Below are 23272 nucleotides of genomic sequence, written 5' to 3' on the forward strand. Positions count from 1 at the left end.
GCTGATGCTACCGGTTCGAGGGGCATCGCGCTCGCATCGTTATCGTTTGGTTAACGGCAGCACGGCGCGCAAGTTGAGTTGCCGCGCGTAGAGGGTTTTACCCAGCGGGGTTTTACCCATCGGCGCCTCGTTCGCCGGGTGTGGCGAAGCATTCGCGCGCGGCGCGCTGCAGGCACGAGACGAATTGCGCGGCGGCGGGCGTGGGCCGCAGATCGCGGCGCGAGATGACGCTCAGATCGTAACTGGGCAGCGTTTCTTCGATGCCGGCCGCGCGGATGCCGAGCGGCGCGACCATCGCGGCGAGCGGCCGGGTGAAGCAGCCGATCACGTCGGTCTGCGAGACGAGCCCGAGCGTCACGGCAAACGACGACGGCGCGCGCAGCAGCCGTTTCGGCACGGGCAGCCCGTGGGCGCTGAACATCGCCATCATCACGCTGTGCGGGAAGTGGTCGGCGCCCACGGTCACGATCCATTCGGCGTCCACGAGGTCGGCAAGGCGCCGCGCCTTCGCGAGCGGATGCCCGGCGCGCATGGCGACGACGAACTGCGTCGAGTAGAGCGGTTCCTGCACGAGGTCGCTATCGAGCGCCTGTACGTGGTGGATCGCCGCGATATCGAGGCTGCCGTTGCGCAGCCGCGCGACGGCGTCCGGCACCGTGACTTCCTCCAGATGCAGTTGCACGAGCGGCATGGCCGCGCGAAAGGCGGAGACGGCGTGCGGCAGCGCTGTAAGCGCGATGGAAGGCATGGTGCCCACGCTCACCTTGCCCGCCAGCTCGCCTTTCACCTGTTCCACGGCTTCGACGGTGCGCTGCATGTCGCCCAGCAGTTGCTCGGCGCGCGGCAGCAGCGCGAGCCCGCACGTCGTGAGTTCGATGCCGCGCACGCTTCTCACCATCAACTCGGCATTGAGCGCGTTTTCGAGCTCGCGGATGGTGTGCGTCACGGCCGGCTGCGTAATGCCCAGTTCGCGCGCGGCGGCGCGCAGGCTCTTGTGGTGGGCGGCCGCGACAAAGGCCTGGAGCTGCTGGAGCTTCATGGGCGACGTGAGGGTTAACCCTGTGATAAGCAGACTTAATCGGGGTGAAAAAAACAGCATCTTATTCGAAGGAAATTGCGCCGATATAGTGCTCGCCCATCAACCAGGGTTCCCTGAAGGAACCGCCGATGAGGAGTAACCGATGACCCAGGCCACACGTCTCACCGAAGTCGCCGATCTGCAGCCCGCGGCCGAAGCGCTGCGCGAAATTCGTCACCAGATTCACCGCCATCCCGAACTGGCCTACGAGGAAGTCGAAACGGCCGATCTCGTCGCGCAACGGCTCGAAGCGTGGGGCTGGCAGGTGACGCGCGGCGTCGGCAAGACCGGCGTGGTGGGCACGCTCAAGGTGGGTGATGGGGTAGGCAACAGCGCGCGCAGCATCGGCATTCGCGCGGACATGGACGCGCTGCCCATCGTCGAAGAGACCGGCTTGCCGTATGCGAGCGCCACGCACGGCAAGATGCACGCGTGCGGTCACGACGGCCACACCACCATGCTGCTGGGCGCCGCGCAGCATCTAGCGGCCACGCGCCGGTTCTCGGGCACGGTGCATCTGTATTTCCAGCCCGCCGAGGAAAGCGGCGTGGATAGCGGCGCGAAAAAAATGATCGAAGACGGCCTCTTCGAGCGTTTTCCGTGCGACGCCGTGTTCGGCGTGCACAACCATCCGGGCGCGGAGCCGGGCGTGTTCCTGTTTCGCAAGGGGCCGTTCATGTCGGCGGGCGACAAGGCTGTGATCGTGATCGAGGGCGTGGGCGGCCACGCCGCACGCCCGCATCTGACGGTGGACCCCGTGGTGGTGGCGTCGAGCATCGTGATGGCGCTGCAAACCATCGTCGCGCGCAACGTGGACCCGGCGCAGCCCGCGGTGGTCACGGTGGGCTCGATGCATGCGGGCACCGCGAACAACGTGATCGCGAGCACGGCGCGGCTCGAATTGAGCGTGCGCTCGTTCAGCCCCGACGTGCGCGCGCTGCTGAAAAAGCGCATCGCCGAACTCGCGCACGCGCAGGCCGAGAGCTACGGCGCGAAGGCGACGGTGGAGTACATCGAAGGCTATCCGGTGGTGATCAATTCCGAGGCCGAGACCGATTTCGCCGTCGAAGTGGCGCGCGAACTCGTGGGCCACGACAAGGTGGTGGCCCAGGCCGACCTGCTGATGGGCAGCGAAGACTTCGCCTTCATGCTTCAGAAGCGGCCCGGCACGTTCCTGCGCATCGGCAACGGCGTGGGCGAAGACGGCTGCATGGTGCACAACCCGCACTACGACTTCAACGACACCAACCTGCCGGTGGGCGCGGCGTTCTGGGCGCGGCTCGTCGAACGTTACCTGGGGCAGCGATGAGCACCGCCACGCAAACCGTCGCGCCGGCCACGCGCGCGGGCCGCGGCGCGATTGCAGCCGCCGTGATCGGCAACTGGCTGGAGTTCTTCGACTTCACCGTCTACGGCTTTTTCGCGGTGATCATCGGCAAGCTGTATTTCCCGTCGGCGGATTCCACCAACTCGCTGCTGCTTTCCGTCGGCACCTTTGCGGCGGGCTTTTTCACGCGGCCGCTCGGCAGCGTCCTGTTGGGCGTCTACGCGGACCGCAAAGGACGCAAGGCGGCGCTCAACGTCACGATCCTCCTGATGGCGCTCGGCACGGGGCTCATCGCCATTGCGCCCACTTACGCGCAGATCGGCGTCGCGGCGCCGGTCGTCATCGTGCTCGCGCGGCTGATTCAGGGCTTCTCGCAGGGCGGCGAGTTCGGCGCGGCCACCTCGACGCTGCTCGAACAGGGCAACCGCACGAGCCGCGGCTTTCGCGCCAGCTGGCAACTGGCCACCCAGGGCGCGGCGGCGCTGACGGGCTCCGGCATTGCCGCCGCGCTTTCGGCTGCGTTGCCGAGGGCGGCGCTGGAAGCCTGGGGGTGGCGCGTGCCGTTTATGCTGGGTCTACTGATCGCGCCGGTCGGCATCTATCTGCGCCGGCGTCTCGCCGACGACGACCTCGGCGCCGAGCATCACGGCCTCTCGCGCGGCGTACTGCGCGAGCTGTTCACGGAGCATCTGCGCACGCTGTTGCTCATCACGCTCACGGTGATGGGCGGCACGGTTTCCATCTACATCCTCAACTTCTACATGCCCACGTACGCGATTCACACGCTGGGTCTGCCGATGTCGCTTTCGATGCTGGTAGGGGTGGCGGCGGGCGTCGTGGTGCTGGTGATGTGCCCCGTGTTCGGCGCGCTCTCGGATCGCCTGGGAAGCCGCAAGCTGCCGCTGCTCGTGGGGCGCGGCGCGCTTTTGCTGATGCTCTTTCCCGCCTTCCTGCTCATCAACCGCTTTCCGTCGCTGCCCGTCATCATGGGGCTCACGGCGCTGATGCTGCTGTGCTACTCGATGGGCTCGGCGTCGGAGTTCGCGCTGATGTGCGAATCGTTCCCGCGCCGTGTGCGGGCTACGGGCATTTCGATCGCGTATGCGCTCGCGGTTTGCGTGTTCGGCGGCACGGCACAACTGGTGGCGACGTGGCTGATCCGCGTGACGGGCAGCAAGCTCGCGCCGGCGGGTTATGTCGCGCTGTGCGTGCTGGCGTCGCTGGTGGCGGTCTCGCTGCTGCGCGAGACCGCGAAGGAAGCGGCGGACTGACGGCGAGGGCTGGCCGGCGCGCTCAGCCGCGCAGGGCCACCATCTGCGAAACGCGTTGCGCCGCCTGCTGAAGCGGCTCCAGAAAAGTCTTCACCATCTGTTTCGCCGAGGTGCGCTGCGCGTTGCCGCTGATGTTCATGGCCGCGATGACGCGCCCCTGGCGATTGCGGATAGGCGCCGAGAGCGAAATCAGGCCGCCTTCCAGCTCCTGGTCCACAATGGCCCAGCCCTGGCGACGCACCTGCGCGATGATCTTCTTCAACTCGTCCTTGTCCGTGACCGTGCGCGGCGTGTGCGTCTGGAGCGGCGAGGCGTCGAGGGTGGCGTCGAGCGCGGCTTCGTCGAGTGCGGAAAGCAGCACGCGACCCATCGACGTGCAATACGCGGGCAGGCGGCTGCCGATCGACAGATTGATCGTCATGATCTTGTGCGTGGGCACGCGCAGCACGTAGACGATTTCGGTCCGGTCGAGCACGGCCGCCGAGCAGCTCTCGTGAACCTCGGCCGACAGTTCCTCCATCACCGGCTCGGCAAGATTCCAGAACGGCATCGAGGTCAGATAGGCGAAGCCGAGGTCGAGAATCTTCGGCGTGAGCCGGAAGAGCCGCCCTTCGGTTTCCACATACCCCAGCGTTTGCAGCGTGAGCAGGATGCGCCGCGCGCCCGCGCGCGTGAGACCCGTGGCGGCGGCGACTTCGGTCAGCGTCTGCTCGGGCCGCTGGGCATTGAAGGCGCGGATCACGGAAAGACCGCGCGCGAACGACTGCACGTACGAATCGCCGGGTTTGTCGGGCGCCTGGGCGGCGGTGTCGGGAACGGGCGTGAGGTCGTCGTGGGCTTGGCTCATAAACGCAAGGGGGGAAGGCGGGGACGGCAAAAGGCGCGCCGTTTCAGGAACCCGTGAAGATAGCGCATGCGTTTTGTTTCGCCAACCGCGCTTCGCGCGGATCTTGCGGCGGATGCGAACCTGCGGTGGGCACAGCGGCGGCCGACTCTGGCATTCCTGAAGCCCGACAGGCGGGCACGCTCGTCATGCGACGCGCAGGCGGCGGTTCGGCTGCTGGAGCGCGCGCGCTGGTAGACCGCAGCGGTCCGGCGCGTGGCTTGACATGCCGGTCCGGGCAGGCCTACCATCGGCCTCAATGTTCGTTATACGATCTACGGTTCGTATATAGAACTTTGAGCCATGATCTGCCACCGGAGACACAGATGACCGAAGCCTTCCTGTGCGACGCCATTCGCACCCCCATCGGCCGCTACGCGGGCGCCCTCGCGCAGGTGCGCGCCGACGACCTGGGCGCCGTGCCGCTCAAGGCGCTGATGGAGCGCAACAAGGAAGTGGACTGGAACGCGATCGACGACGTGATCTTCGGCTGCGCGAACCAGGCCGGCGAAGACAACCGCAACGTGGCCCGCATGTCGTTGCTGCTCGCGGGCTTGCCGCAGGGCGTGCCGGGCTCGACGGTGAATCGCCTGTGCGGCTCGGGCATGGACGCCGTGGGCATTGCGGCGCGCGCCATCAAATCGGGCGAGGCCGGGCTGATGATCGCGGGCGGCGTGGAAAGCATGAGCCGCGCGCCGTTCGTGATGGGCAAGGCCGCCGCGGCGTTTTCGCGCGAGGCGGCCATCTACGACACCACGATCGGCTGGCGCTTCGTCAATCCGCTCATGAAGCAGCAATACGGCGTGGATTCGATGCCGGAGACCGGCGAAAACGTGGCGCAAGACTACGAGGTGAGTCGCGCGGACCAGGACGCCTTCGCGCTGCGCAGCCAGCAGAAGGCTGCGCGCGCGCAGGCCGACGGCACGCTCGCGCAGGAAATCGTGCCGGTCACGATCCCGCAGAAGAAGGGCGAGCCGGTGGTGATTGCGAAAGACGAGCATCCGCGCGAAACGAGCCTCGAAGCGCTCGCGAAGCTCAAGGGCGTGGTGCGGTCCGACGGCACGGTGACGGCGGGCAATGCCTCGGGCGTCAACGACGGCGCGGCGGCGCTGCTGCTCGCGAGCGAGGCAAGCGCGAAGCGCTTCGGCCTTGTGCCGCGTGCACGCGTGCTGGGCGTGGCGACGGCGGGCGTCGCGCCGCGCGTAATGGGCATCGGCCCGGCGCCCGCCACGCAGAAGCTGCTCGCGCGGCTTGGCATGACCATCGGTCAGTTCGACGTGATCGAGCTGAACGAGGCGTTCGCCTCGCAAGGGCTCGCCGTGCTGCGCATGCTCGGCGTGGCCGACGACGATCCACGCGTGAATCCGAACGGCGGCGCCATCGCGCTGGGGCATCCGCTCGGCATGAGCGGCGCGCGCCTCGTGACCACCGCGATGTATCAGTTGCAACGTACCCAGGGCCGCTACGCGCTCTGCACGATGTGCATCGGCGTGGGCCAGGGCATCGCGATTGCGATCGAACGGGTTTGATCGACGCGACCTGCGCCTGAGCTTCAAGGCGCGGGGGCGCGGCCTATGTCAGCGTCCCCGCGCGTCCGCGCTGCCACATTCCCGCAACCGCAGATATCCCAGCGCGCACGCCGCAATGGCGAGTGGCCAGAGCAGATACCAGCCGGTCAGCGCAAGCAGTCCCACCACGGCCACGAATGCTACCGCCGCGCAGCGGTGGGCGGCGCTGCCGCGCGGCAACAGCCGCAGCGCCGCGGCCGTTCCCAGCACGTAAATCGCGACCAGCGAGCCCGTCGTCATCAATACGAGCGACTTCGTCCCGATGCCGCTCGCTGCCACCAGAATCAGCATGCCCGCTGCGAGGGCGAACACCATAGCGAGGCTGCGGCGCGGCACATCGCCCGCCAGACTGCCGCGTGCCAGCCATGCCGGCAGCGCGCCGTCGCGGCCCAATGCCGCGCCCAGCTTGGCGGCGCCCGCGAAATACGCGTTCATCGTGCCGAGCGTGAGCAGTAGCGCCGCCACGGCCGTCAACGCCTGAGCCTTGCCGCCCACGCCGGTGGCCAGCAGTTGCGCGAGCGGCGCAGTCGATGCACCCGCTGCCGGCCCGAGCACGAGCACGCTCGCGGCGGCCACCGCCATGTAAAGCACGCCGACGATCACAACCGCGATGCCCGTGGCGAGCGGCAAGTCGCGTGCGGGATGCCGGAACTCGCCCGCGAGATGCGTGATGGCCTCCCAGCCAGCAAAGCTCCACACGAGCAACGCCGCGGCAGGCCCGACGGCAAGCCAGCCGTGCGGCGCGAACGGATGCAGGTTGGCCGCGCGCGCATGCGGTGCCGACGCCGCCACCGCGACCAGCAGCAATCCCACGAGAAGTGCGGCGAGCACGAGCTGCAAGCGCCCGGACACCGTCAAGCCCCACGCGTTGGCCGCGCTCACGATGAGCACCAGCGCGGCGGCCGTCACGATCGTCGTGTGCTCGCCGCCGCCGAACGCCGCGGCCACATAGGCGCCGGCGAACATGCCGGCGGCTGGCGACCCTGCCGGCACCGTGAAGTAGAAGCACCAGCCCACCACGGCTGCGGCGCGCGGCCCGAACGCATTGCGCACGTAGGTCGAGACGCCGCCCGCATCGGGAAAGCGGATGCCGAGCGCGGCGAACGTCGCGGCAAGCGGCGCCGAGAGCACGACGAGCGCGAGCCACGCAAGCAGCGAGGCCGGTCCCGCCACCTGTGCGGCGAGCGCGGGTAGGGCGATGACGCCCGTGCCGAGCACGGCGCCGATATAGAGCGCCGTGCCTTGCAGCACGGTGAGCCGGCCGCGTCGGACGGGCGCCGACGAGCCGTTCTCGTGCGCGATGCGGGAGGCTGTGGCATCAGCTTGAGCCCCGGTGCTTGCCGGGACGCGTTTCTGAACGGTGGACATGAACGGTTCCGTAGTGAGGAAGCGCGGGTGCGGTGCACCGTTGCCTCGACTGTTCTTATACTGCCCAATAGCTGACAACCGGTGTCAGGATCTCCAGAACTGCGAGGAACACGCCGTATGCGTACGAGCCGCCTCATTTCAATGCTGCTGTTGCTGCAAGGCCGCGGACGCGTCACGGCGCAGGCGCTGGCCGACGAGTTCGAGATCTCGATTCGCACCGTCTATCGAGACATCGATCAGCTGAGTGCAGCCGGCGTGCCGGTCTACGCCGACCGCGGGCCCGGAGGCGGCTTCGCGTTGCTCGACGGCTATCGCACGCCGCTTGCCGATCTCACCCGTGCCGACGCCGACACGCTTGCACTCGCCGGCCTGGGCGGTGCGGCTGCGGACCTCGGTCTCGCCGACGAATTGCGCGCCGCGCAACTGAAGCTCATCGCTGCCGCCCCCGACGACAGCGGCGCGGCGATGGCGCGAATCGGCGCACGGCTGCATATCGATCCCGTGGACTGGTACAAGCGGCCCGCGCCGGTGCCGCTGCTGCCGCAGCTGGCGAGCGCGGTGTGGCAGCAGAAGCGCGTCGCGATGCATTACCGCAGCTGGCAGGGCACCGGCATGCGCAAGCGCGAGCCGCTCGGGCTCGTGCTCAAGGCGGGCGACTGGTATCTGGTGGCGCGCGTGCGCGACAGCCAGCGCGTCTACAAGGTGGCGAACATCACGCGGCTCGACGTGCTGGACAACGAGCGCTTCGAGCGGCCAGGCGATTTCGATCTGCGCTCGCAATGGAGCGCGTCCGTTGCGGCCTACGAGAAGAGCCTGCTCAAGGGCACGGCGCGGTTGCGGGTGACGCGCGAAGGCATGGTGCGGCTCGCGAAGCTGGGCGCGGCGTCGGTGGAGCAGGCCGCGATTGCGCCAGCGGACGCTGACGGCTGGCAGGAAGTGACGTTGCCCGTGGAGACTTTCGACTTCGCCGCTGAACAACTGCTGGCGATGGGGCCGAACGTCGAGGTGCTTGCTCCGCCCGAGCTACGGGAGCGGCTGCGTGAACTGGCGGGGCGGGTGGTGGCGCTGAATGGGGGGTAGGACAGCGCGCGCCAGAGCGCGCCGCATCAATACGGTGCCATCCCGACGCGAGACGTCAGGCAGGCATACACCAACGTGACGGCGAGAAACACAAACAGAAGCGCCGATATAACGCGTGCGACGCGACCGGTATTCGCCACCCTCGTGAAAAGGACGCTCCCGACGAGCATGAAGGCAATGCCCGTGAAGAAGTCGCTTGCCACGCCGCCGAGGGCGCCGTCGGCCCGACTGTCGACAAGGCTCATGTAGTCGTAGCTCAGAAGGCGATGCAGTTGGTCGAGACTTCTGAGTCGAATCAGCGTGCCTGCGACGAAGGCGAGTCCCACTATCGCAATTAGCGAGGCAACGACGGACAGCATGACTGCGGCTCGTTGTTTCATGACTTAGCCGACCGTGTAAAAAGCCTGCATCTGCGCATAGAACAGAATGCCGAAGATAACGACGGACCAGCCCAACGCAAAAGCGAAGCGCCTGGCGTCGCGATCTGCCTTGAGTGCAGACACGGCTGCAACCACGCTGATGGCTGCGAGCAGCAGCACGTAAAAGCGGCTGGCCAGCAATTCGGTTTCCGGTATGGCGCGGTCGGCGCGATTGGCCCAATGGTACGTGATCGACTTCAGTGCCAGTCCATCGCCGATGACCGCGGGTTTGAGCAGCAAGGCTATTGCCGGCGCGCCCGCACCGAAGTAACACAGGGCGAGCACGACGAACGCCATGACGATAAGCCGCAGTCTCATAGATTGTTGAACTCGGCGAAGTTCCAGCGGACATGTTTGTTCATGGTGCCCCAGACATCGCTGTCCCAGTTTTGGTAGTTGCCGTAATGGCGCTGATACATCCACTTGCCGCCGCGCTGCTCATAGCTGGCGTCCTGAACGGGGGCGCCCAGATAGTTCGAGCTTTCCCGGTTGCCGTCGTTCGTTGAGCGCAACCACGGACCGAGTTCGAGGTAGCTCGTCCATTTTCGCCTGGGTGTTTCACCCGGGCCCGGGAAGTTGCCCTGCATGATATCGATCTTGCCACGCGCAACGCCAGTAACCACCTGAATGTGGCCGCCGTTGAATTCGACGAAGAGGTCACCTGGCAACAGATCGCTCTCCGCAACAGGCAAGGCGTTCTTCAGTACGTCGGGAGCGCCGCTCGCATAGGCCACGTCGAGCGCGAATCCGGCGGGTGTCGGGGGAGCCGTTTTGTTACCCGACCTGAAGTCCTTGTCGATGTTTTTGAAGACCGCTGAATCCGTCTTGATTTTCAGTGGAAGTTTGTTGCGCGACGCAAATTCTATGAGGACCTCGAATGCGAAGTCTTCGCACGTGAACCGGTTTGCTTCGTTGCCGCCAGTGGGCGATCCGTCGACAGGTTCACTGTCCAGTCTGGACATGTCGACCTTGCGAGCCTGTATTTCTTTTGCGAGGGACGGTGCCGCGGCATGATATTGCGCGATCCATTGGGCATTCCATTCGTGGCGGTGAATCCAGTAGACCTTGCATTGCACCGTGATCGGCTTGCGGTCATCCCTGGGGGTCATCACGCCGCTGGCTAACTGCATTATTCGCCCCCCACGATGTGAAGCAGAAACTGGACGTCGTGCGCACCGTTAGCCGATACCAGATCGGTTACGCCGGCGCTCGATGTGGTGCCCTCCACGGTTGTGCCATCCGCACTCTTGAGAAGGTAGGGCAGTCCTTCAACCGGCTCGCCGTCGCTATTAATTATCTGGAAGTGCTGGTTATAGCCGTTGAAGGCGTGCGCAAGAGGCTCGCCATTTGCGGCAAAACCCATGGTCGGTAATGCATCACCTTCGAAGCTTTCGAACATGACGGATTGGGATGCAATCATGGTCGGCGGTGGCGAGCATTTGCACATGCAGATATCGCCTTCCAGTGCCCGGTCCTTTCCCATCATGGAGCCGGGCCAGCGAGGGCCACGGGCGGCGATCGCGCCGACCGATTTGCAGGCGGGACAGTCCACCCGTGCGCCGACAAAAGTGAATTCGGTGCCGTTATGCGTTACGCCGGGAATTCCCTCAATGACCGTTCCGTCGGCCGACGATTTATCGCCGGTTTTTAGATAACTGCGTCGCATATTGGACCGTTGAGTGCCAGAGCAGCCGTTTAATTACCATGCACTCGATGTCATGGCAAGAAAGAGACTGCTAAACAATACTCAACGGCACGCCGCTTCCGTTCGGGAAGTGCCACTGCGCATGGCCTGCGTGGGGGTGATTCAAACCGAATGGAATTGGCGTGGGCTGGTGATTGCGACAGCGCCATCGCGCCACGGCGGGACGCCGCCCAGGATGGCGGGAGCGCTTGTGGTGGAGAGAGCGGTATTGCGCGAGCGCGTGCTCGATGGTCGGACGTCGGGAAGGGCTTCCCGGTTGTCTGGATGGCTGCTCGACGACGTGCGCCGGAGAAGGTTCGAGGCGGTCACCCGCGGACAGTTGCTGTGGACTTCCGCCGCATTGGCGCGCGTAGGGCGTGGCGCGACCTTCGCAACGGAAGTCCTTCAGAGAAGGCTAAACCCCGCCCATACACAAATACTTGATCACAACATAATCATCGATCCCATAGTGCGACCCTTCGCGCCCGAGGCCCGACTGCTTCACACCGCCGAACGGTGCCACCTCGTTCGAGATGAGGCCGGTGTTGATGCCCACCATGCCGTACTCGAGCGCTTCCGCCACGCGCCACACGCGGCCGATGTCGCGGCTGTAGAAGTATGAGGCGAGGCCGAACTCGGTGTCGTTGGCGAGGCGGATCACTTCTTCGTCCGACGAGAAGCGGAACAGCGGCGCGAGCGGCCCGAACGTTTCTTCGCGCGCCACCTTCATGGCGGGCGTGACGTCGGCGAGCACGGTGGGTTCGAAGAAGCCGTGTCCGAGCGCGTGACGCTTGCCGCCCGTCAGCACGCGCGCGCCCTTGGCGAGCGCGTCTTCGATGTGCGACTCCACCTTCAGCACCGCAGCTTCGTTGATAAGCGGACCTTGCACCACGCCCGGCTCCGTGCCGCGGCCTACCTTCAACTGCATCACGGCTTCCTGCAGCTTCGCGGCGAACGCGTCGTAGACGCGCTCGTGCACGTAGAAGCGGTTCGTGCAGACGCAGGTCTGGCCGCTGTTGCGGTACTTCGACGCGATGGCGCCGGCTACCGCTGCGTCGAGATCGGCGTCGTCGAACACGATGAACGGCGCGTTGCCGCCCAGCTCCAGCGAGACCTTCTTTACCGTGGGCGCGCACTGCGCCATCAGCAGACGGCCCACCTGCGTCGAGCCCGTGAACGAGAGCTTGCGCACGGTCGCGTTGCCCGTGAGTTCGCCGCCGATCGCTTTCGGGTCGCCCGTCACGACGCTGAACACGCCCTTCGGCACGCCTGCACGCTCGGCGAGCACGGCCAGCGCGAGCGCGGAGAGCGGCGTCGCTTCGGCCGGCTTCACGACGATGGGGCAGCCCGCCGCCATCGCGGGGCCCACCTTGCGCGTGATCATCGCCGCCGGGAAGTTCCAGGGCGTGATGGCCGCGCACACGCCCACCGGTTCCTTCGTGACGACGATGCGCTTGTCGCCGGCCGGCGTCGGAATCGTGTCGCCGTAGACGCGCTTGCCTTCTTCCGCGAACCATTCGATGAACGATGCCGCGTAGAGAATCTCGCCCTTCGCCTCGGCGAGCGGCTTGCCCTGCTCGATGGTGAGGATCAGCGCGAGGTCGTCGGCGTGCTGCACCATCAGGTCGTACCACTTGCGCAGGACTTGCGAGCGTTCCTTCGCGGTCTTCGCGCGCCATGCGGGCCATGCGGCGTTGGCCGCGGCAATGGCGCGACGCGTTTCGGGCGCGCCCATGCGCGGCACGCTGGCGATGCGCTCGCCGGTGGCGGGGTTCACGACGTCGAAGGTCGAGCCGTCGTCGGCGCCTTGCCATTCGCCGGCCAGGTACGCCTTCGTTTGCAGCAGTGAGGGGTCGTTGAGCTTCATGTGCGGTTCCGGTCGGTCAGGTGCGGGTGCGTTCGGTAAGGCGGCGTTCGGTCAGATTCACGCGGCCACGGCCACGCTTTCCTTGAGCACTTCTTCGAGAATGCCGAGCGCTTCGTCGAACACGGCTTCCTGGATCGTGAGCGGGAACAGGAAGCGGATCACGTTCGAGTAGACGCCGCACACGAGCAGCAGCAGTCCGCGCTCCAGCGCACGCGCCTGCACGCGCTTCGTGAAGTCGACGTCCGGCTGGTCCGTGCCGGCCTTGCAGAACTCGACGGCGATCATCGCGCCGGGGCCGCGCACGTCGGCGATCTGCGGCACCTCGCCCTTGAGCGCGCTGAGCTTGGCCTTGAGACGCTCGCCGAGCGCCGTGGCGCGGTCGCAGAGCCGTTCTTCGTCGATCACGTCGAGCACCGCGTGCGCGGCGGCCACGGCGAGCGGGTTGCCCGCGTAGGTGCCGCCCAGGCCGCCGGGCGCCGCGGCGTCCATCACGTCGGCGCGGCCCACCACGCCCGAGATCGGCATGCCGCCGCCCAGGCTCTTGGCAATCGTCATGAGGTCGGGCACCACGTCGTGATGCTCCATCGCGAAGAGCTTGCCGGTGCGCGCGAAGCCCGTCTGCACTTCGTCGGCGATCAGCAGGATGCCGTGCTCGTCGCAGATCTTGCGCAGGGCACGCACGAAGTCCGCAGGCGCCGGGTAGAAGCCGCCTTCGCCCTGCACGGGTTCGAAGATGATGGCCGCGACGCGCTTCGGATCGATGTCGGCCTTGAACAGGAATTCGATGGCTTGCAGGGCGTCAGCGGTGCTCACGCCGTGCAGCGGGTTCGGGTACGGCGCATGGAACACGTCGCCCGGGAACGGCCCGAAGCCGATCTTGTACGGCGCGACCTTGCCCGTGAGCGCCATGCCCATCATCGTGCGGCCGTGGAAGCCGCCCGTGAAGGCGATCACGCCCGGACGGCCGGTGTGGGCGCGCGCAATCTTGACGGCGTTTTCGACAGCTTCGGCGCCCGTCGTGAAGAACGCGGTCTTCTTCGGGAAGTTGCCGGGCGCACGACGATTGATCTTCTCCGCGAGTTCCACGTACGAGGCGTACGGCACGATCTGGTACGCCGTGTGGGTGAAGCGGTCCAGTTGCGCGCGAATGGCCGCGACGATCTTCGGATGCCGGTGGCCCGTGTTCACTACAGCGATGCCCGCGGCGAAGTCGATGAAGCGGCGGCCTTCCACGTCCCAGAGTTCCGCGTTTTCGGCGCGCTCGGCGTAGAAGTTGCACATCACCCCCACGCCGCGAGGCGTTGCGGCGTCTTTGCGGCTATGCAGACCGGCGTTGTCGTTGGCGTTCGTCACAGTGATCTCCTTCCCATATGGTTGGCGGGGGTGGCGTGGGTTGGCGGGGTTGGCAGATTGGCGCGCAGTTCCCACGTCGTGCGCAGTACGTGCAGCGACTATACTCAGGTTTGGCTCCGGATTTCAGAGCCATTCCGGTAAATTCTTAGGAGCCAATCTTGCGCAAGAGCGTGCTCTCCGACTGGCTGGCCCAGCGCATCGACCGCGGCAGCGGCCAGCCCGTCTATCGCCAGCTGCACCGGCTGCTGCAGCAGGCCATTTTGTCCCGTGAATTGCCGGCGGGCACGCGGGTGCCGTCCTCGCGGCTGCTCGCGAGCGAACTGGGTATTGCCCGCAATACCGTGACGCAGGTGTACGAGCAACTGGCGCTGGAAGGCTACGTGACTTCGGCGACGGGGCGCGGCACGTTCGTGGCGGACAGCGCGCCGGATGAGATCGTGGGGGATATGGGCGATGCCGTGAGGAGCAGTGACGGTTCGGCGGCGGCTGGCGCAGTCTTCCAGACGGGCAGGCAAGCGCAGCCGGCCGGCAGCGGCTTCGCAGGGCGGCGCGAGGCGTCGGCGAGCCTGGCCGGTTCCGCGGCCGGATTGCCCTCCACGGCGGATCGCAGCGCGCGAGGCCTCGCCGCCCCGCGCATCGATCCGGCCGATGTGCTCTCGGCCCGCGGCGCCCGGTTGATCGCGGGCGCCGGCGTCTCGAAGCGTCAGTGGGGCGCGTTCATGCCCGGCGTGCCCGACGTCTCGCGTTTCCCGGCGCGTGTCTGGAGCCGGCTGCACAACAAATACTGGCGACGGCTGCGGCCGGACCTGCTCACCTATGCGCCGGGCGGCGGCCTCGCCTCGCTGCGCCACGCGCTCGCCGACTATCTGCGCACCTCGCGTTCCGTGCGCTGCATGCCCGAGCAGATCGTCATCACCACGGGCATTCATCAGTCCGTGGATCTGGCCGTACGTCTGCTCTCCGACCCCGGCGACGTGATCTGGACCGAAGACCCGTGCTATTGGGGCGTGCGCAGCGTGCTGCACGTCTCCGGTCTGCAATCGCGGCCCATCGCCGTGGACAGCGAAGGCATCGCCCCGTCGCCCGACGATCTCGCGCAGCCGCCCAAGCTCATGCTCGTCACGCCCTCGCATCAATATCCGCTGGGCATGGTGATGACGCTCGCACGGCGCCGCATGCTGCTGGAGTACGCGCGCCAGCACCGCTGCTGGATCATCGAAGACGACTACGACAGCGAGTTCCGCTACGGCAGCCGCCCGCTCGCGTCGCTTCAGGGTCTCGATACGGCGGGCCAGGTGATCTACGTGGGCAGCTTCGGCAAGACGCTGTTTCCGGGGCTGCGCGTGGGTTATCTGGTGGTGCCCGAAGCGCTCGCCGACACCTTCGCCACGGCCAGCGCCGAGCTGTACCGCGAAGGGCAGCTGTTGCAGCAGGCGGTGCTCGCCGAATTCATCGCCGAGGGGCATTTCACGTCGCACATCCGCAAGATGCGCGCGCTCTACGGGCAGCGCCGGCAGACGCTGCTCGACGCCGTGGCCGCCCGCTATGGCGACGCGCTGCCCGCGGTGGGCGGCGACGCCGGTCTGCACCTCGTCATGCAATTGCCGCCGGGCGCCGACGATCGCGCCGTGGCGGCCGCGGCGCTCGAACGCAACATCGTGGTGCGCCCGCTGTCGGGCTACTACGCGCAACCGGCGAGCGCGCCGCGCGGGCTGCTCGCGGGCTACGCCTGCGTGCCGGACGAGGAGATCGCGCCCGCCTTCGGCCTGCTCGCCGAAGCCATCGACGCCACGCTGCCCGAGTACGCCTGAAAAGCCGTCACCCCACGGCTCGCCGTTGATGAAGTTGCCGAGCTGGGCGGCAGCGGCCGTGGGGGTCTTCCTCGCCTGAAGCGCCTGGACCTGAACCGCCACAGCCGGCAGGAGAGCGCGCGGCGATGTTGGGCAGCGCGCGATGCGTTGAAGGATCGAAGCCCCGAAGGATCGAAGCCCCGAAGTATCAAAGCATCGGAGCATCAAAGCCGGATCAGCACCGCCCCGACGGTAACGAGCGCGCAGGCCACGATGCGTCGGCGGCTCAGTGTCTCGTGCATGAAGAGCCAGCCGATCAGCACCGCAAAGATGGAGCTCAGTTCGCGCAGCGCGGAGACCATCGCGATGGGCAGATAGCGGAACGCCTCGATCACGAGCGCGTAGGCCACGAGTGCGAGCACGCCCGCGAGCATGCCCTTGAAGACCTGAGGCCGCTGCGCGCGCGACCCGAAGAGCCCGGCCGCGCCGCCGCGCCAATGCCAGACCAGCAGAAATTGCGGCACGTTCCAGAGCAGATAGACCCACATCACGTAGCTGAAGCCGTTGCCGGCAAGACGCGCGCCGATGCCATCCACCACCGAATACGAGGCGATGAACAAGCCCGTGAGCAGCGCGAACGGCACGCTTTCGCCGGAAAAGCGCATGCCGCGGCGAAACGCGAGCGAGACGATGCCCGCCGAGACCAGCGCGACGCCCGCCGCCGCGAGCGGCTTGAGTGCCTCGTGAGCGAACACGAGCGCGCCGAGAAATACGAGCAGCGGCGAAAGCCCGCGCGCAATCGGGTAGATCTGCCCGAAGTCCCCGCTGCGATAGGCGCGAATGAGCGAGAGGCAATACGCGAACTCCAGCACGACAGACGCCGCGATATACGGCCAGCTCGCGGGCGCCGGCAGCGGCAGCAGGGCCACGCCGACACCGCTCACGACGAGGTACGGAATCGACATGATGCCGAGCAGCCAGACGCGGTCATCCGAGAGATGCAGGAAGGCGTTCCAGGAGGCGTGAAGCAGGGCGGAGAGCAGAACCAGCAGGACGACGGCGGTTTCCATCGGCAGACGATGCAGGCGGTGGCGTGAGGTGGCGGGCGGTGGACCCGGGGCGACCGCGCGATTATGGCAGCGGCCTCGCCCCGGCGGCCCATTCACGTTTCGGCCCTGGGGATTTGCCGGGAGCCGATGCCTGGCCGCCCCACGCCTTCAGGTCACCTGCTCAGGTCAAGCACTCAGGTCACCCGCTCCCGCAGCCAGGCCGACACCACGTCGATGAACGTCACCACCGCGATCACCATCAGGATCACCGCGGACGTTTGCGCGTAATTAAACGAGCGGATCGCCTCGTAAAGCACCACGCCGATGCCGCCCGCGCCCACCATGCCCACCACCATCGCCGAGCGCACGTTCGATTCGAAGCGGTAGAGCGCATACGAAATCCACAGCGGCAGCACCTGCGGCAGCACGCCGTAGACGATCTCGTCGAGCGGCGACGCGCCCGTGGCCCGCACGCCTTCGGCGGGGCGCGGATCGATGGCTTCCACCGCTTCGGCGAAGAGCTTGGCGAGCACGCCCGTGGTGTGGACCCACAGCGCCAGCACGCCCGCGAACGGCCCCAGCCCCACCGCGACGATGAACAGCATCGCGAACACCATTTCGTTGATGGCGCGGCAGGCGTCCATGACGCGGCGCACCGGATGCAGCACCCAGCGCGGCGCGAGATTGTGCGCGCAGGCGAGCCCGCACGGCACCGCGCACACGATGGCAAGCGCCGTGCCCCAGATCGCGACCGCGAGCGTCACGAGCATTTCGTGCAGGTACGTGTGCCACTCGGTGAAGTCGGGTGGGAAAAACTCGCGGGCGAACTGGCCCATGTTGCCGGCGTCGGAGAACAGCTCGAGCGGGCGCATGTCCGCGCCGCGCCACGACGCGCCGAGCAGCACGAACGCCACTGCCCAGCCTGCGAGCGATGCCCAGCCGCGTTTGGTGGGCGCTCGCGGGCGCAGGGCGGCGGCGTGGCCGTCGCGGGCGCCTGCTGCTGTGGCTGCCGCATCGCGGTCCGCCGAGGTCCCGACCGAAACCGGCGCCTGCGCCGCCCCGCCCGATGCCGCCACGTCCCCCGCTTGTGCCACGTCCCCCGCTTGCGCCGCGTTCATTGCTTCGGCGCCGTGCCCGAGAGCGCGGAGAGCGCCGTGAGCTTCGCGTCGAGCGCGGCGAGCTGCGTCTTGCGGTCGTCGTCGGAAAGCTGGGTGTCGTTCGCGATCTTCTGCTTTTGCTGGAAGAGCGCGATTTCACGCACGGCGCGCAACTGCTCGTTCGACGACGGCGCGAATCCCGCAAAGCCCGTGATCGCCGCCATGACGGCCTTCTCGCGCGGGTCGCTCTCTCCGTAGTGGTAGAAGAAGTTGCGCAGCTTTTCCTTGGTGGCGTCGGGCAGGTCCTTGCGCCAGACGAGCGGGTCCGACGGAATGATCGGCGAGGTCCACAGCACGCGCACCTGGGCGTACTTGTCCGGGTGCTGCTTTTGCAGCGTCGCGAGTTCGATGGTGTTGTTGGTCGCCACGTCGATCTTGTTGTTCACCACGGCGAGCAGGTTCGCCTCGTGGCTTGCGGGCAGCACCATCTTGAAGGCCGACGTGTTGACCGGCACGTTGCGCTTCGCGAACAGGTAGTAGCCCGGAACGAGGCTGCCCGAAGTCGAGTTCGGGTCGCCGAAGCCGAGGTTCACGTCCTTCGTGTTGCGGAACACGTCGTCGAGCGTCTTGAAACGGCTCGCCACGTTCGTGATGAGCACCGAGTGATAGCCCGCGTCGCCGTTCGCGTACTTCACCTTGGCGAACACTTCGCCGTTGGCGCGGTCCACGGCTTCCATCGCCGATGCATTGCCGAAGTAGCCGATCTGCACCTTGTTGAAGCGCATGCCTTCGATGATGCCCGCGTAGTCCGTGGCGAAGAAGGCCTTCACGGAGAGGCCGGTCTGCTTGTTGAGGTCGTCGATGAGCGGTTGCCAGCGTTGCTTGAGCACCGCCGACGAATCGGTCGAGATGATGCCGAAGCTGAGGTCTTCGGCGTGGGCAGTCACGGCGGCGAACGTGGCGCAGGCCGCGGCGCCGGCAAGCAGGAAGCGAAGCAGTTTCATGAGGACAGGTCCGTTGGGTGGATCGGTGATGAGCGGGGAGGCGGGTTGCGTGCGCGTTGAGGATGCGTTGGGAGACATCGAGCGTGCGTTAGGGGTGCATTAGGCGTGCATTAGGGGTACGCGTTGACTGCGCGTGCAGTCAGGCCGGGTTGGCGATGGGATGCCTTGCCGGCGCGATCAGGCCGGCGTCGGCGTCGGCGTCCGCTCGCGCATGCTCGGCAACCGGTGCATCGGGTGCGTCGCGTCGCGTGGTTGCGCCTTCGTAGAGCGTGCGCGCGTCGTCGCCGTAAAGACGTTGCAGCAGCGCGGGCGTGAGCGCGGCCGAGGGGCCGTCGTAGACCACGCGGCCGCGGCGCAGCGCGATGGTGCGCGGGCAGTACTGCATCGCGATGTCCACCTGATGCAGCGACACGAGCACCGTGAGCCCGTGGCCCGCGTTGAGCGCGCGCAGCATGTCCATGACGCGGCGCGACGATTCGGGATCGAGCGAGGCGATGGGTTCGTCGGCGAGGATGATCTGCGCGCGCTGCACGAGCGCTCGCGCAAGCGCTGCGCGCTGCTGCTGGCCGCCCGAAAGCGTTGAGGCGCGTTCGTAGGCGTGTTCCGCAATGCCCACTTCGGCCAGCGCGTCGAGCGACGTCTCGCGCGCTTCGCGCGGAAAGTGTCCGATCAGCCGCCGCCACAGCGGCAGCCGCGCGAGCGCGCCGATCAGCACGTTGGTTTCCACCGTGAGCCGCGCGACGAGGTTGAACTGCTGGAACACGAAGCCGATGTCGCGGCGAATGCGGCGCACCTCGCGCACGATCTTGCCGTTCTGCTGGATCGGGCGGCCCATCACGGAGATCTGCGAGGGCTGCGCGTCACCCGCCGTGAAGCCCGCGATGTGGCGCAGCAGCGTCGACTTGCCCGAGCCCGACGCGCCGATGAGCGCGACCATCTCGCCGGGCTCGATGCGCAGATCGATTTCGTCGAGCGCCTTGCGGCCGTTGCTGAAGGTCTTCGACAGGCGTTCGATGCGAATGGCGTCCATCACAGTTCCGTCGTGGTTTCAGGCGCGGGCGCGCTGATGCGCTGGGTCGATGGCGTGCGCCCGTGAATGTCGAGGCATTCTAGGAAGGGTCTATGACGGTTCGGTGAAGCCATCGAGACGTCTAGATGACTATATGTGTAGGCGGAGCGGAAAAGCCGTCGCGAACCGGCGCGTTGCACCCGCAACCGGCCGCCGTGTGACGTTCGTGTGAAAGGTCACACTGTCATGCTTTATTCGTCATGAAGCGGCTATATTTGAAGCATTAGCGCGCGCCGTGAACAGGCTCGGCAAACCCGACAATAGCGAAAGGAACCGGCGTCGTCATGCAGGCCCTCAGTTTCCTTCCCGACAGCTTTGCCGAATACGAAGACCTCAAGTCGATTCTCGACGACGGCCGTGCCTGGTTCGACATCCGCAGCGCCGGCGAAACAAGCGTTCACGGCCGCAGCTTCCGGCTCTACACCGCGTGCATCGGTTCCGATAATCCCGCGGCGCCCGCTATCGGGTTCTTCGGCGGCATTCATGGGCTGGAGCGCATCGGCACGCACCTCGTGCTCGACTACATGCGCGCGCTGGTGGACCGTCTCGAATGGGACGACCTGCTGCTGCGCCAACTCGAATCCATCCGGCTCGTTTTCATGCCCATCGTGAACCCGGGCGGCATGTGGCAGGCCACGCGCGCGAATCCGAACGGCGTGGACCTGATGCGCAACGCCCCGCAGGACGCCGACGCGCGCGTGCCGTTTCTGGCGGGCGGTCAGCGCGTGGGCGCGTGGCTGCCCTGGTATCGCGGCAGGCGCGGCGAGCCGATGGAGCCCGAAGCGGCGGCGCTTCTCAAGCTCGTGGAGGAAGAACTGGCAACGCGGCCGCTCAGCATCGCGCTCGATTGCCACTCGGGCTACGGCTGGGCCGACAGCATCTGGTTTCCCTACGCGCGCACGCGCAAGCTCATGCACCACCTGCCGGAGATGTACGCGCTCAAGTCGATGTTCGAGGGCGCGCATCCGCACCACGGCTACAAGTTCGAGCCGCAGAGCCACCAGTACCTGCTGCACGGCGATTTGTGGGACTGCGCCTACGACCGCGCGCCCGTGCAGAACATCTTCCTGCCGCTCACGCTCGAACTGGGCTCGTGGCTGTGGATCAAGAAGAACCCTCGGCAGATCTTTTCGCGCCAGGGCATCTTCAACCCGGTGATGGCGCATCGCACGGCGCGCGTGCTGCGCCGTCACGCGAACCTGTTCGACTTTCTCGCGCGCGCCGCGTTTTCGTCGAAGCGCTGGCTGCCGCAAGGCTATGCGCGCCAGCAGATGCTCCAGCGTGCCATTGCGCACTGGTATCGCAAGCCCGGCGCATGAGCACCTGGATCCTGCTGCGCGGGCTCACGCGCGAAGCGCGCCACTGGGGCAGGCTGCCGGACGTGTTGCGCGACACCCTGGCCGCGCGCGATGTCTACGCGCTCGACCTGCCCGGCAACGGCACGTTCGCGAGGCTGCGTTCGCCGCTCGAAGTCGCCGACATGGTGGGCTTCGTGCGGCTGGCGCTGCTTCAGGCGGGCAAGACGGGGCCGTTCAACGTGCTGGCCATGTCGCTGGGCGGCATGGTGGCCGCGGACTGGGCAACCCGTCATCCCGCCGATATCGCGCGGCTCGTGCTCGTCAACACGAGCATGCGGCCGTTCAACCGCGCTGCGGAACGCCTGCAGCCGGGCGCGTGGCCGGACCTCGCGCGCATCGCGCTCGCGTGGGGCGATCCGCAGAACGCGAACGCCATCGAGGCGCGTGTGCACCGCCTCACCTGCAACCGCCGCCAGACCTTCGACGAGGACGTGGTGGCCTGGTCGGCCATCAGGCGCAGCGCGCCGGTCACGCGAGCCAACGCGCTGCGGCAACTGTGGGCCGCGGCGCATTTCTCGGCACGGGCGGCCGCGCCTGCCTGTCCGGTGCTCGTGCTCTCGTCGCGTGGAGACGAACTGGTGAACCCCGTGTGCTCGCAGACACTCGCGGCGCGCTGGCAGGCCACGCATCTCCAGCATCCGTGGGCCGGTCACGATCTTCCGCATGACGATCCTCTCTGGACCTGCCAGTCCGTCGACCACTGGATGGCCGAAACCGCGCATGCCGGCTCGTAGCGGCAATGGTGTGCGGCGATTTTAAAATCCTGGATAAAAAGGCTTTTAAATACTTTCCCATGTCTGAGGAAAGTTATTATTAGACGATAATGTGGTGAGGCGAACGGACGTGCGCATTGGTGCAATGCAATCTCGTATGACAGTTATGTTGCCTTGTCCGAAAAATGTGATGCATAATGAATTCGCAATTGGCGAATTAATTCGCGCTTTGTGGTCTATCTAACTTAAAAGGATACGTTTTTCCAGCACATATCGCGCATGGGCCGCGCGTCGAATCCAAACTATGAGCAAGCGCCGCGCCCGCTCTGGGTAAGGCGCAGAGAATGAGCGTTGAATCGTTTGCGCAACGCCTCCTCGTGCTTTCCGGGTCTTACACCATCTTTCCGGATAGCAGCAACGAAACACTTTTTATTTTTACGATTAAACTTCAAATTCCTTCTGTAATTCCATGAATGTTATGGAAATGTGCGAACGCACATTTTAATCGCCGCGATATGCTCCGATTTCCCGTTGCGCTGCTGAAACATAAAACATAGGGGTAAACCCTTATAAAAATATCGCACGCTCCGGAAAATTTAACTTTCCCTTGTTTTTCAAAGGTTTGCGCGAATGGCATCACCTATGCGTTGACGTGCCGCGGATTGGCGTGGTTGGCCAAGCCGCCCCTTATCACGAACAGGAGGATCCCATGCGCAGAACCTTATTGGCGTCCGCCGCGGCCCTGGCCCTGGGCTTTAGCGGATACGCAATGGCAAATCCATGCAGTGACTCGAGCAAGTCATGCGACCAGAGCTCCACCACCGGCGCAAACACGCTCACCAGCTCAGCAAGCTCCAGCCAGACCAGCACGACGGGCAGCAACGCCAACGAACTCGCTGCAGGCGCCACCGCCTACCAGGATTCATTCAACTCCACCAAGGTTGTCGCGCTCAGCAAGCTCGACGGCACCGTGACGAACCTGAGCGTCTCCGGCATTGGCAACTACGCGGGGAACTGGGGTAACGCAAACGGCGCCCGCGGCGGTAAGGGCGGTGCAGGTTATGGCGGCGACGGCTATGGCGGCAAGGGCGGAGCCGGTGGTGCGGGCGGCGCTGGCGGCAGCGGCGGTAGCGCGCAGAACGGCAGCGCGAGTGCCGGCGATGCCAACAACGGCAGCGCCACGGCCGGCGACGGCTATGGCGGCAACGGCGGCCGCGGCGGCCAGGCATCAGCAGGCGGCACGCAAGGCGGCGCCGCGGGCGCAGCGGGCGGACGCGGCAGTGGCAGCGGCGGC

General features: G+C 66.4%; 20 protein-coding genes and 1 pseudogene. 8 read left to right on the forward strand and 13 right to left on the reverse strand.

The window, feature by feature from the left end; all coding sequences use genetic code 11:
* Window positions 1–112: 112 nt before the first annotated feature.
* Window positions 113–1039, reverse strand: a complete 927-nt coding sequence (locus tag PXJ20_RS20620; RefSeq protein WP_421032073.1) for a LysR family transcriptional regulator — start codon at window positions 1037–1039, stop codon at window positions 113–115.
* A 142-nt stretch (window positions 1040–1181) separates the two neighbouring features.
* On the opposite strand from PXJ20_RS20620, the gene PXJ20_RS20625 reads away from it, so the two are divergent.
* Entirely contained in the window at window positions 1182–2387 is a 1206-nt protein-coding gene (locus PXJ20_RS20625) for a M20 aminoacylase family protein (protein ID WP_126878827.1), read from the forward strand.
* Window positions 2384–3676 carry an MFS transporter gene (locus tag PXJ20_RS20630; protein ID WP_413215112.1) on the forward strand — a complete coding sequence of 431 codons (1293 nt, stop codon included), beginning with the start codon at window positions 2384–2386 and terminating at the stop codon, window positions 3674–3676. Before PXJ20_RS20625 ends, PXJ20_RS20630 begins: the two co-directional genes overlap by 4 nt.
* Window positions 3677–3698: 22 nt before the next feature.
* Here PXJ20_RS20630 and PXJ20_RS20635 read toward each other — a convergent pair whose 3' ends face one another.
* Window positions 3699–4523, reverse strand: a complete 825-nt coding sequence (locus PXJ20_RS20635) for an IclR family transcriptional regulator (protein WP_421032074.1) — start codon at window positions 4521–4523, stop codon at window positions 3699–3701.
* A 362-nt stretch (window positions 4524–4885) separates the two neighbouring features.
* Here PXJ20_RS20635 and pcaF point away from each other — a divergent pair, with 362 nt between their 5' ends.
* Window positions 4886–6088: a 3-oxoadipyl-CoA thiolase gene (pcaF, locus tag PXJ20_RS20640; RefSeq protein ID WP_421032075.1), complete on the forward strand. Its 1203-nt coding sequence runs from the start codon at window positions 4886–4888 to the stop codon at window positions 6086–6088.
* Window positions 6089–6136: 48 nt separating this feature from the next.
* Here the strand turns inward: pcaF and PXJ20_RS20645 are convergent, their stop codons facing one another.
* The gene (locus tag PXJ20_RS20645) at window positions 6137–7429 is read right to left on the reverse strand and encodes an APC family permease (protein WP_421032653.1); all 1293 of its coding nucleotides are present in this window, start codon (window positions 7427–7429) and stop codon (window positions 6137–6139) included.
* Window positions 7430–7612: 183 nt separating this feature from the next.
* Between PXJ20_RS20645 and PXJ20_RS20650 the strand changes: the two genes are divergently transcribed.
* The gene (locus PXJ20_RS20650) at window positions 7613–8575 is read left to right on the forward strand and encodes a helix-turn-helix transcriptional regulator (protein ID WP_421032076.1); all 963 of its coding nucleotides are present in this window, start codon (window positions 7613–7615) and stop codon (window positions 8573–8575) included.
* Window positions 8576–8601: 26 nt separating this feature from the next.
* Here PXJ20_RS20650 and PXJ20_RS20655 read toward each other — a convergent pair whose 3' ends face one another.
* The 6 genes from PXJ20_RS20655 to gabT all read right to left on the reverse strand — a co-directional run bounded on the left by PXJ20_RS20655 (window position 8602) and on the right by gabT (window position 13826).
* The gene (locus tag PXJ20_RS20655; protein ID WP_421032077.1) at window positions 8602–8934 is read right to left on the reverse strand and encodes a hypothetical protein; all 333 of its coding nucleotides are present in this window, start codon (window positions 8932–8934) and stop codon (window positions 8602–8604) included.
* A gap of 24 nt (window positions 8935–8958) precedes the next feature.
* Entirely contained in the window at window positions 8959–9291 is a 333-nt protein-coding gene (locus PXJ20_RS20660) for a hypothetical protein (RefSeq protein ID WP_199542350.1), read from the reverse strand.
* Window positions 9292–9308: 17 nt separating this feature from the next.
* Entirely contained in the window at window positions 9309–10124 is an 816-nt protein-coding gene (locus PXJ20_RS20665; RefSeq protein ID WP_421032078.1) for a hypothetical protein, read from the reverse strand.
* The gene (locus PXJ20_RS20670; RefSeq protein ID WP_421032079.1) at window positions 10124–10660 is read right to left on the reverse strand and encodes a PAAR domain-containing protein; all 537 of its coding nucleotides are present in this window, start codon (window positions 10658–10660) and stop codon (window positions 10124–10126) included. Before PXJ20_RS20670 ends, PXJ20_RS20665 begins: the two co-directional genes overlap by 1 nt.
* A gap of 433 nt (window positions 10661–11093) precedes the next feature.
* Window positions 11094–12545 carry an NADP-dependent succinate-semialdehyde dehydrogenase gene (gene gabD, locus PXJ20_RS20675; protein ID WP_421032080.1) on the reverse strand — a complete coding sequence of 484 codons (1452 nt, stop codon included), beginning with the start codon at window positions 12543–12545 and terminating at the stop codon, window positions 11094–11096.
* Between the two features lie 57 nt (window positions 12546–12602).
* Window positions 12603–13826, reverse strand: coding sequence for a 4-aminobutyrate--2-oxoglutarate transaminase (gene gabT, locus PXJ20_RS20680; RefSeq protein WP_240659132.1), 1224 nt, complete (start codon window positions 13824–13826; stop codon window positions 12603–12605).
* Window positions 13827–14056: 230 nt separating this feature from the next.
* On the opposite strand from gabT, the gene PXJ20_RS20685 reads away from it, so the two are divergent.
* Window positions 14057–15709, forward strand: coding sequence for a PLP-dependent aminotransferase family protein (locus tag PXJ20_RS20685; RefSeq protein WP_421032081.1), 1653 nt, complete (start codon window positions 14057–14059; stop codon window positions 15707–15709).
* A 203-nt stretch (window positions 15710–15912) separates the two neighbouring features.
* Here PXJ20_RS20685 and PXJ20_RS20690 read toward each other — a convergent pair whose 3' ends face one another.
* The 4 genes from PXJ20_RS20690 to phnC form a co-directional block, all read right to left on the reverse strand.
* Entirely contained in the window at window positions 15913–16758 is an 846-nt protein-coding gene (locus PXJ20_RS20690; protein ID WP_277598422.1) for a DMT family transporter, read from the reverse strand.
* A gap of 173 nt (window positions 16759–16931) precedes the next feature.
* Window positions 16932–17855 carry a phosphonate ABC transporter, permease protein PhnE gene (gene phnE / locus PXJ20_RS20695; RefSeq protein WP_421032082.1) on the reverse strand — a complete coding sequence of 308 codons (924 nt, stop codon included), beginning with the start codon at window positions 17853–17855 and terminating at the stop codon, window positions 16932–16934.
* Window positions 17852–18838: a phosphonate ABC transporter substrate-binding protein gene (gene phnD / locus PXJ20_RS20700; protein ID WP_421032083.1), complete on the reverse strand. Its 987-nt coding sequence runs from the start codon at window positions 18836–18838 to the stop codon at window positions 17852–17854. The genes phnE and phnD overlap by 4 nt, the downstream gene beginning before the upstream one ends.
* A gap of 139 nt (window positions 18839–18977) precedes the next feature.
* Window positions 18978–19868, reverse strand: a complete 891-nt coding sequence (gene phnC / locus PXJ20_RS20705) for a phosphonate ABC transporter ATP-binding protein (RefSeq protein WP_421032084.1) — start codon at window positions 19866–19868, stop codon at window positions 18978–18980.
* A 323-nt stretch (window positions 19869–20191) separates the two neighbouring features.
* Between phnC and PXJ20_RS20710 the strand changes: the two genes are divergently transcribed.
* The 3 genes and pseudogenes from PXJ20_RS20710 to PXJ20_RS20720 form a co-directional block, all read left to right on the forward strand.
* Window positions 20192–21226 carry a M14 family zinc carboxypeptidase gene (locus PXJ20_RS20710; protein WP_199542365.1) on the forward strand — a complete coding sequence of 345 codons (1035 nt, stop codon included), beginning with the start codon at window positions 20192–20194 and terminating at the stop codon, window positions 21224–21226.
* Window positions 21223–21999, forward strand: coding sequence for an alpha/beta fold hydrolase (locus PXJ20_RS20715; RefSeq protein WP_421032085.1), 777 nt, complete (start codon window positions 21223–21225; stop codon window positions 21997–21999). Before PXJ20_RS20710 ends, PXJ20_RS20715 begins: the two co-directional genes overlap by 4 nt.
* A gap of 748 nt (window positions 22000–22747) precedes the next feature.
* Window positions 22748–23272: pseudogene (locus tag PXJ20_RS20720) on the forward strand (hypothetical protein); the annotation flags it as partial.

It is taken from the genome of Paraburkholderia sp. A1RI_3L, from assembly GCF_048957895.1.
GTDB lineage: Bacteria > Pseudomonadota > Gammaproteobacteria > Burkholderiales > Burkholderiaceae > Paraburkholderia > Paraburkholderia kururiensis.

Excerpts from the sequence above, each read along its gene's own strand:
- PXJ20_RS20620 (WP_421032073.1), bottom strand. The coding sequence starts at position 1,039 with ATGAAGCTCCAGCAGCTCCAGGCCTTTGTCGCGGCCGCCCACCACAAG.
- PXJ20_RS20625 (WP_126878827.1), top strand. The coding sequence starts at position 1,182 with ATGACCCAGGCCACACGTCTCACCGAAGTCGCCGATCTGCAGCCCGCG.
- PXJ20_RS20630 (WP_413215112.1), top strand. The coding sequence starts at position 2,384 with ATGAGCACCGCCACGCAAACCGTCGCGCCGGCCACGCGCGCGGGCCGC.
- PXJ20_RS20635 (WP_421032074.1), bottom strand. The coding sequence starts at position 4,523 with ATGAGCCAAGCCCACGACGACCTCACGCCCGTTCCCGACACCGCCGCC.
- pcaF (WP_421032075.1), top strand. The coding sequence starts at position 4,886 with ATGACCGAAGCCTTCCTGTGCGACGCCATTCGCACCCCCATCGGCCGC.
- PXJ20_RS20650 (WP_421032076.1), top strand. The coding sequence starts at position 7,613 with ATGCGTACGAGCCGCCTCATTTCAATGCTGCTGTTGCTGCAAGGCCGC.
- PXJ20_RS20655 (WP_421032077.1), bottom strand. The coding sequence starts at position 8,934 with ATGCTGTCCGTCGTTGCCTCGCTAATTGCGATAGTGGGACTCGCCTTC.
- PXJ20_RS20660 (WP_199542350.1), bottom strand. The coding sequence starts at position 9,291 with ATGGCGTTCGTCGTGCTCGCCCTGTGTTACTTCGGTGCGGGCGCGCCG.
- PXJ20_RS20665 (WP_421032078.1), bottom strand. The coding sequence starts at position 10,124 with ATGCAGTTAGCCAGCGGCGTGATGACCCCCAGGGATGACCGCAAGCCG.
- PXJ20_RS20670 (WP_421032079.1), bottom strand. The coding sequence starts at position 10,660 with ATGCGACGCAGTTATCTAAAAACCGGCGATAAATCGTCGGCCGACGGA.
- gabD (WP_421032080.1), bottom strand. The coding sequence starts at position 12,545 with ATGAAGCTCAACGACCCCTCACTGCTGCAAACGAAGGCGTACCTGGCC.
- gabT (WP_240659132.1), bottom strand. The coding sequence starts at position 13,826 with ATGTGCAACTTCTACGCCGAGCGCGCCGAAAACGCGGAACTCTGGGAC.
- PXJ20_RS20690 (WP_277598422.1), bottom strand. The coding sequence starts at position 16,758 with ATGGAAACCGCCGTCGTCCTGCTGGTTCTGCTCTCCGCCCTGCTTCAC.
- phnE (WP_421032082.1), bottom strand. The coding sequence starts at position 17,855 with ATGAACGCGGCGCAAGCGGGGGACGTGGCACAAGCGGGGGACGTGGCG.
- phnD (WP_421032083.1), bottom strand. The coding sequence starts at position 18,838 with ATGAAACTGCTTCGCTTCCTGCTTGCCGGCGCCGCGGCCTGCGCCACG.
- phnC (WP_421032084.1), bottom strand. The coding sequence starts at position 19,868 with ATGGACGCCATTCGCATCGAACGCCTGTCGAAGACCTTCAGCAACGGC.
- PXJ20_RS20710 (WP_199542365.1), top strand. The coding sequence starts at position 20,192 with ATGCAGGCCCTCAGTTTCCTTCCCGACAGCTTTGCCGAATACGAAGAC.
- PXJ20_RS20715 (WP_421032085.1), top strand. The coding sequence starts at position 21,223 with ATGAGCACCTGGATCCTGCTGCGCGGGCTCACGCGCGAAGCGCGCCAC.